Source organism: Betaproteobacteria bacterium, assembly GCA_009377585.1.
In the GTDB taxonomy this organism is placed as follows: domain Bacteria; phylum Pseudomonadota; class Gammaproteobacteria; order Burkholderiales; family WYBJ01; genus WYBJ01.
In genome coordinates, this window is record WHTS01000190.1 from 1 (window position 1) to 7,663 (window position 7,663).

Here is a 7,663-nt window from a genome sequence, read left to right on the forward strand (position 1 = left end):
CATAGGCGGCTTGATGCTGCCGACCCCGACGTTTCGAAGAGCCGGATGTGAGGCCCACAAGTCCGGTTCTGTGAGAGCTGGGGGAGGGCAACCTCCCCCCGGCTACTCGACACCGAGCTGCGGACCGCCGGACAATCTCGCGTCGTGATGGCCGGCGGGCATGCCACCGTGCTGCACGTCGGCGAAATCGCAAGGCGATCGAGGCGCGCTTGTGGAATGGAGGCAGGAGGGCGGCGATCGTCTGCCGCCGCAGTTCAGGATTCAGAACGAGTGCGCGCAACTCAATGAACGCAGGCCGCGGCCGAAACCTGACAGCCGACGAGATCCCGGACATGACGTCAGATCTTGCGGCGCGGCGCTCGACGCTAGACCGGGACGACGCGCTGTGCATCCGGACGAATCAGACATGGAAGTGGGGCGTGAGCGACCCCCTGTGAACAGGGCGTGGGGCGAAGAAGGGGGCAGCCAAGTGGGGGTCGCTCACGCCCTGGTGGTCTCCGGCACCGGCATCGACACCTGCAGCGACTGGGACACGGGCGGCATAGAACGCCGCCCGCAAACGTGGCGAAGTCCAACAGTTTCCATGATTTGGACGAGGCGCTTCGTTCTCTACCGTCAGCGGCGGATCACTTTCCGCCGTGCGGATCGGTTTCCAGTGGGGGGGAACGGTCCTCCCGCGTTCGCGTTCCCCCACCTCGTTCCCCTGGCGTGCCGTCGCCATCCGCAGGAGCAGACTCTCAAGCACAGGCTAAAATGGCGTCATGAAGCGTGACGCAGCGGAGATCCTGAAGGAGGCCTTGGCGCTCCCGACCGAGGCCCGCGCAGCACTCGCCGGCTCACTACTCGACAGCCTCGACACCGACGTCGACGAGGACGCCGAAGCCGCTTGGGCGACGGAGGTGAACCGGCGCGTGGCGGAGCTCGATAGCGGAGCCGTCAAGACCCTTCCCTGGGCAGAGGTCCGCCGCCGACTCGCCGCGCGCTGATGCCCCAGTTCGCGGTCGGGTTCCATCCGCTCGCTGCCGACGAAGCGCAGGCTGCTGAGCGGTGGTACCGCGAACGGAACGAGACCGCATCTGGTCGCTTCCAGCGCGAGCTCGATCGTGCGATCGAACGGATCTCCGAGCGGCCCGAAGCTGGGTCCCCGTATCTCAGTAACACAAGACGGATACTACTTCGCCGCTTTCCGTTCTTTGTCGTGTATCGGGTACGCGGCGACAACGTTCAGATCGTCGCTGTTGCGCATGCGCGACGCCGGCCGGGATACTGGCGAGCGCGTTAACCGGAGGTTCCGGTGGTTCGAAAAGCCAAGCCCACGAGCGCATCTCGAAAGGCATTCGCCGCCGCACGGCGACGGGCTCTCGCCAGACTTCGCAAAGGACTGGACCTCCAGTGGGCTCCTCCGCACTCTCGCGAGGTCCTTCACGATCGAGCGCCGCGGACGAGCGATAGGTGAATCGCGACGAGGGCTGAGGGACGCACTATCCCTTAGCTACACTGAAGAACACGCAGAACTCGTTGGACAGCCGGTTCGACCGCGCTGATAGCTCCGAACCCGCACGGTCCGAGGCGGCCCTCCATCGCGGGGTGCGCCATCCAAGCACTACGTCGCTTCCGTTCGAGCCGATACGCGCGGCCCGAACCTGAGGACTGACGCGTCATGTCGGAGTGCCGTGCTGCTGGCCTACTGATCCGAAGGCGTGCTTCATGGAGGCAATTATTTGACAGGGGGACACGATCGCCGTGTCTCGGGCCCGTCCCTCAGGCGGTGGCGTGGACCTCCATCTGGAAGGACATGAGCCGCCCGGGCCGAACGGAGTGTTTCGATTTCCAATTGCCAAGCTTGTCAAGACATGGCACTATGCCTCATAATGTCGTATTGGAGGCATAAGATGGCTCTGCCGATCCGTACGGTTTTGGATGACATCACTACCGTTTGCGCTTACCTGGCGAAGAAGCCCACTGGTGCAACGGTAGCAGAGGCTCGAAAAGTACTCGACTCGAAGTACCTCGACGGGCGAAAGCTGAACGCTCTTAAGTTCTGGGGGCTCATCGAGGAGCACGCGGAGCGAATGCGACTCTCCGTCGATGGACGCACATTGCTGAAGGACGCGGCGTCTTTCAAGCGCGTGATGCTGGACGTGGTCCGGAGAATTGCGCCCTACAACGCCGTGATCGAGCGCGCAGGACACCGCGAGGAGGAGTCGCTATCTGCAACGGACGTGGCGTCGCACTGGCACCAACACTTCGCGGATGACGTTGCCGACTCCGACAAGATTCTGAATGACCAAGCCGTGTGCTTCTTTCAGGTCGCTTCTGGAGCAGGCCTAGGGCAAATCGTCATAGGCCGCCGCGGCAGTTCAACCAGGTTTCAGTTCGACCAGCCGGCGTTGTCAAGCTATCTGGAAGGAAGCACTAATAGCGACCAAGAAACGGCTGCGTCGACCATTGTCGAGCCAGAAAATGGCAACGCCAAGGAACCGCTTGCCGTGTCGCACGTCGGGCGTGCGGCCGCTGGTCCCCAGGAAAACAAGGGGCTTGGCCAAGCCATTTTCGTCGCCCATGGGAAGAGCAAGAAGGCGCTGGAGCAACTAAAACACATCCTCGATCAGTTCAAGATCCCCTACAAGGTCGCGACAGAGGAACCGAACTTGGGTCGTCCCATAGGCGCGAAGGTCCGAGAAGTGATGGAGGCTTGCAACTGCGCCATCCTGATCTTCACGGCAGATGAAGAGTTCAAAGACGCCGACGGCAAGCAAATCTGGCGACCCAGCGAAAACGTCGTGTTCGAGCTCGGAGCTGCCGGATATCTTTATGGAAATCGCATCGTCATCATGAAAGAAGACACCGTGACGTTTCCTGCGAATTTCAGGGATCTAGGACACATTTCGTTCTCGAAAGATTCTCTCGACGCCAAGTCAATGGATGTGCTGAAGGAGCTGATCGGCTTCGGAATTGTCCGGATCAGCACGTAACGGCCAACGCAACTTTAGTCATGTCAGCCTCTTCCCGTTCAATGAACATGCAAGAGTTCGCCGCAGCGAGACATCAAGAATTTCAACGAAACGTGACAGCTGCGATCAAGCTGATAGTTGAGCAAAAGCACCTGTATCAGAGCGTCACTGTCGCGGCAACAGATTCCTATGTATCGATTAAGCCGGACAAGACACAAGTATCAGAAAAAATTGATTCAGTGACGCGGGCGATGAACGCGGGATGGGCGACCGAGGCCGTGCGACCGGGCGCTGACCCAATTCACTTGAATGTGCCGGACGTTAAGGTCTTTTGCTCTCTCTGCAAGCGTATCGAAGCTTTCAATTCCGCATATGTTCTGGACGTGTTCGGCAGAATCGGAAAACTGGTGTTCGAACCCGGACCAGTGGAGCAAGCATTTCTGTTGGCGTATCAGTGCCAATCGTGCAAGCGGACGCCTGAGCTGTTCCTCATACGTCGCCGGGGGTTAAGGCTCACCCTCGAAGGCCGATCCCCGATCGAGAACGTAGATGTTCCCACCTTCGTGCCTGATGCTGTCCGCCGTTTGTGGTCGGTGCAATCGTGGCTCATCAGTCCGGTCAGACGCTTGCAGGCGTATTCATGCTTCGCACCGTCCTTGAACAATGGGCTAGAGTCGCAAGCGGAAGCGAGAATGAACAGGCGGATCAGGTCATGGACGATTACATGGCTACATTGTCTGAAGATTTTCGAAGACGTTTCCCCTCGATGAGGTCTCTGTATGGCGAACTGAGCGTCGACATTCATAGCGCCACGGGGGCACCTGAGTTGTTCGACAAGGCTCGTGAGCAGATCGTTCATCACTTCGATGCACGGCGGCTGTTCGGGCTTCCCAGGCAGTAGGAAGCCTGTCATAGCCAGGGGGCGATGCCTGGTCGTTGAATACGAGTGCATTCGCGCGCGAAGCGCCGGCGGCCTGCGCGGTTCAGGCCCCACCACTCCACAGCTGCAAGTACTGTCGGTTGCGAGCCCCCGCAAATCCCACTTTCTAAACCACTAAAAACAAACCGCTTACAGCGAGTCCGTACTGGGACTCGATTTGAACTCCCGGACAGCCCGACACGCGGTTCGCGCGAGCTTGTCGGTGGCAGTGCGCGGCCGCTTCGAGAACGCGCGAGGCGGCCGCACAAGTTGATGGCCGGATATCGTCAGACTCTGACTACCGCTATCGGTCAGCTCCGTGTTGCCGGAGGATCGATGCAATCTCCGCATGTTGACGCCGTTCGGCCCACGCGAGCGGTGTGGCCCACGGCTCGGCCCCGGCCTCGATCGGATCGGCACCGCGCGCCAGCAGCAGCTCGACCAGCGGCACACGGCCCCAGCGGCACGCCCACCCGAGCGGCGTGCTCTTCAGGAATTCGTCCCGGATGTCCGTGCGCGCACCCGCATCCAGCAGGATGGTCGCCAGAGACAAGCCCACGCCATGATCCCGAGCGATCACTTCGTGCAGCATCGTCTGTCCGGATTCCGGTGCCCGAAGATTGGGATCGCAGCGCTCCAAAATCAGTCGGAACGTCGCGCGGCTGTCCGCCTGTTCGGCCTCATTCAGGTCCCGATGCCCGGGCAGCGGGCGCCAGAGCATCCAGAACCATCGCGGGTCGTCCCGCGGCCAGTTGATCCGCTCGAGCGCCATGCGCACGATCTCGGCACTGCGGCCGCTGGCGCCGCTCCACAGGATCGCTTCGACCGTCTCACCCGAGAACGCGCCCGACTCCAGATGCGGGTCGATATCACCCTCGAGCATCCGGCGCGCCAGTTCCACGTTGCGGATGTAGCCGACGGAGGAGGCGTCGATCCAGCCACCGTGCTGCACCATCAAATCGATCATGGCCTGGTCGGGCGCGTGCGTACGCGGGGAGCCGCCGGTATAGGCCGCAGCGGTGGCCGAGCCCGCGGTGAACACCGAGGCGTTCGGATCGGCGCCGTGCGCGAGCAGCAGGCGAGCCATGTCGATCCGTCCGGTGTTGACCGCCTCGAGCAGCGGGCCGCCCGACGAGAACGTCTGGTCTTCGAGCTGGCCCAGCTGCATCCGCTCGTTCGGGTCGAGACCCGTTTCGAGCAATCGACGCAGCACGTCAGGACGATCGCCCCGCACTGCCGCCTGTAGCACCCCCTTTCCCTGCAGCGAGTCGGGTGCGCATGACGCGAGATAGTCCCAGCGGCCGAGCGCAGCGGCCGCGAGCGGAGTCAGCTCGGCGCCACGTTCGATGAGCAGCGCGGCCATCGCCTCGCTCGCCGACCGGCCCGAATCCGCGGCACATTCCCAGACGGCGAACTCCAGCGGCGTCCGTCCTTTCCACCGCCAGAAGTCGGGCTGCGACTGCTTGTTCACGTCGGCCCCGTGGTCGAGCAGCCATTTCGCCACCCGCAGGAGGCCGTACTGCGCCGCACGGTGCAGCATCGTCACGCCGTCTGGTGGGCACATGCCGGCAAGTCCGGGCTCGGACTCGAACACGGCGATCACCGCCTCCTCGCCGCCGGTCATCATGGCGTCGCGGAGACGACGCACGCCGTCGCCATGCGCGTTGACGCTGCGCGCGCCGCGCTTCTCTTCCTGCGCTGTCATCAGCGCGACGATCTCGTCGTACCCGCGTTCCTCGGCGATCGTGCGCGGGCTGGTCGCGTCGCGGTTGGGCCAGATGCCGTCGCGCGTGTCCGCTCCCGCTTCGAGCAGCAGCCGCGTCATCTCGACGTCACGCGCCATGACCGCGATGTGGATGGCGCGTATTTCGAAGCCAGACGGTCCCTCGCGCAGCAGATCGACGATTTCCGGCCTCCGCGCGAGCAGCGCACGGCCCGCGCCGAGGTCACCCTTCTGCACGGCCTCGTGCAACCTCGTCGTCGTGACGCCATCGACGGCCGCCTTCAGCTTCGGCCAGCTCTCGAACCCGTACGAGCGCGCCAGCACGAACTGCGCGTCGTGCAGCGCGAAGATCTCAGGCGTCGCGGTGCGATGGTGGGCGGCCACCTCGATGATCGCGTCTGGCGACTGTGCGCGATACGCCTCCAGCAGCTCCCTGGCCTGTCGCTTCAGTTGATCGATGTCGGGGTTCTCGCGCATCGCGCGAGCGGGCGGGTGAGTTCGGTGAACGGTCATGACGAGCTCCTCTCCCGGCTATGCCTACCGCACAGCCATACGCGCCCGTTGTCCGCTCTCCCGGGCAGGAAAAGAGATCATCCTGACGATGACGAGACCGATGTCGGGGTGGACGCAGTCCTTTCCGCGGACGTGGATGACGCCCCGATACGCCAACGCCAGTATACCGCGCCGGTCCATGTACCTCTTGCGCAGCCGTCGCATGCAGTCCGAGCAACATACCCGCGATCGATCGCGCAGGGTGGGGCTGCCGAGCACCGCTCCATCCGACCGACTGGATAGATACGCCAACCTGGGATCCGCGAGTTCCCTTGCGCCATTCCTGAACCCGACGATCGGCTTCGGGTGTGCGCATAATGTGCGCAGCATGACGGCCAAACGGTCTAGAAAGCGCGTCGCGTCGGTGCGTGAGTACGTCGCGTCGAAGCCGAAAGAGTCTCGAGCCAGCCTCGAAGCGGTGCGCCGGGCGATTCTCAAGGCGCTCCCGAATGCGCAAGAAGGGCTGGCCTATCAGATGCCGGCCTACACGCTGAACGGCGTCGGCGTGCTGTATTTCGCGGGGTGGAAGTCACACTACTCGCTCTATCCCGCAAGCGATGCGTTGGTCGAGGCGTTCGCCAAGGAGCTGGCGCCATACGAACGCAGCAAGGGGACGCTCAAGTTCCCATTGTCCGAGCCTGTGCCCGTCCGCCTGATTGAGCGGATCGCGAAGTTTCGGGCCCGGCAACTCACGACGCGCGACGCGGCTACGGGCCGGCGCAAAGGCGGACGGGAAGGACAGGTCGATCGGATCCGCCGCATCTGCGCCGCGCTTCCCAGCGCGTTCGAGAAGATGTCGCACGGCACGCCCTGCTTCTTCGTCGAGCAGGGCAAGGGCTGCTTCGCGATGTTTTCCGAGCACCACCGCGACGATGGCCGGCTGTCGCTTTGGGTGCCGGTGGCGGACGGCCTGCAGCCGCTGATGATCGAAGAATCGCCCGACATCTATTTTTACCCGCGGTATGTCGGCGCCGGCGGGTGGGTCGGCATCCTGCTCGATCAGATCGCGGATGACGCGCTCGAGAGCCACCTGCGCGAGGCGCGGCGGATCATCGCGTCCAAGCGGAAGCCCGCGCGCAAGCCGCGCGGCATGTAGGGTCCGCACGGCGGACCGAGCCCACGAGCCGCGACGTGCAAGAACGTTGGGAACTTCGACGGAGTGGCAGAGAACTGGCGGAGAGGGATTCGGACCCTAAATCGGTTCAACTTGCCGCGGGAAGCCCGCGACCGACCGCCGCCGACCACATCGAGCTGAGCGCCGGGCAGATCGAGCGGCTGAACAACCTCATGCCCGCCGTCGGCGCGTGCGTTCTTTGATGGATGCCTCACAGGCCAGTGGCGAGCTGCGAGGTTTGATCACCGAAGCCGGCATCACCTATCCCGAAGTGTGGTCGATGACTTTTGGAAAGATGTGGCCGAATTAACCCAGGGCACCCAGTACTGCCCAGGTCGGGGGCTATCAAGCTGCTGGGCGCCAAAGCTGCAGATAATGTTGGTTGCGAGCCCCCGCAACCA

6 protein-coding genes are annotated in these 7,663 nt (G+C 63.1%); 5 read left to right on the plus strand and 1 reads right to left on the minus strand.

The features are described from left to right. The first annotated feature begins 761 nt into the window (after positions 1-761). The 4 genes from GEV05_29680 (at position 762) to GEV05_29695 (ending at position 3,724) form a co-directional block, all read left to right on the plus strand. Positions 762-986, plus strand: a complete 225-nt coding sequence (locus tag GEV05_29680) for an addiction module component, family protein (GenBank protein ID MPZ47456.1) — start codon at positions 762-764, stop codon at positions 984-986. Then, positions 986-1,282, plus strand: a complete 297-nt coding sequence (locus tag GEV05_29685; GenBank protein MPZ47457.1) for a type II toxin-antitoxin system RelE/ParE family toxin — start codon at positions 986-988, stop codon at positions 1,280-1,282. The genes GEV05_29680 and GEV05_29685 overlap by 1 nt, the downstream gene beginning before the upstream one ends. Before the next feature lie 571 nt (positions 1,283-1,853). Next, positions 1,854-2,975 carry a hypothetical protein gene (locus GEV05_29690; protein ID MPZ47458.1) on the plus strand — a complete coding sequence of 374 codons (1,122 nt, stop codon included), beginning with the start codon at positions 1,854-1,856 and terminating at the stop codon, positions 2,973-2,975. A gap of 47 nt (positions 2,976-3,022) precedes the next feature. Continuing rightward, entirely contained in the window at positions 3,023-3,724 is a 702-nt protein-coding gene (locus GEV05_29695) for a hypothetical protein (GenBank protein MPZ47459.1), read from the plus strand. Positions 3,725-4,177: 453 nt separating this feature from the next. Here the strand turns inward: GEV05_29695 and GEV05_29700 are convergent, their stop codons facing one another. After that, positions 4,178-6,109 carry a hypothetical protein gene (locus tag GEV05_29700; GenBank protein MPZ47460.1) on the minus strand — a complete coding sequence of 644 codons (1,932 nt, stop codon included), beginning with the start codon at positions 6,107-6,109 and terminating at the stop codon, positions 4,178-4,180. Positions 6,110-6,311: 202 nt separating this feature from the next. Between GEV05_29700 and GEV05_29705 the strand changes: the two genes are divergently transcribed. Further along, entirely contained in the window at positions 6,312-7,244 is a 933-nt protein-coding gene (locus GEV05_29705; protein MPZ47461.1) for a hypothetical protein, read from the plus strand. Positions 7,245-7,663 lie beyond the last annotated feature (419 nt).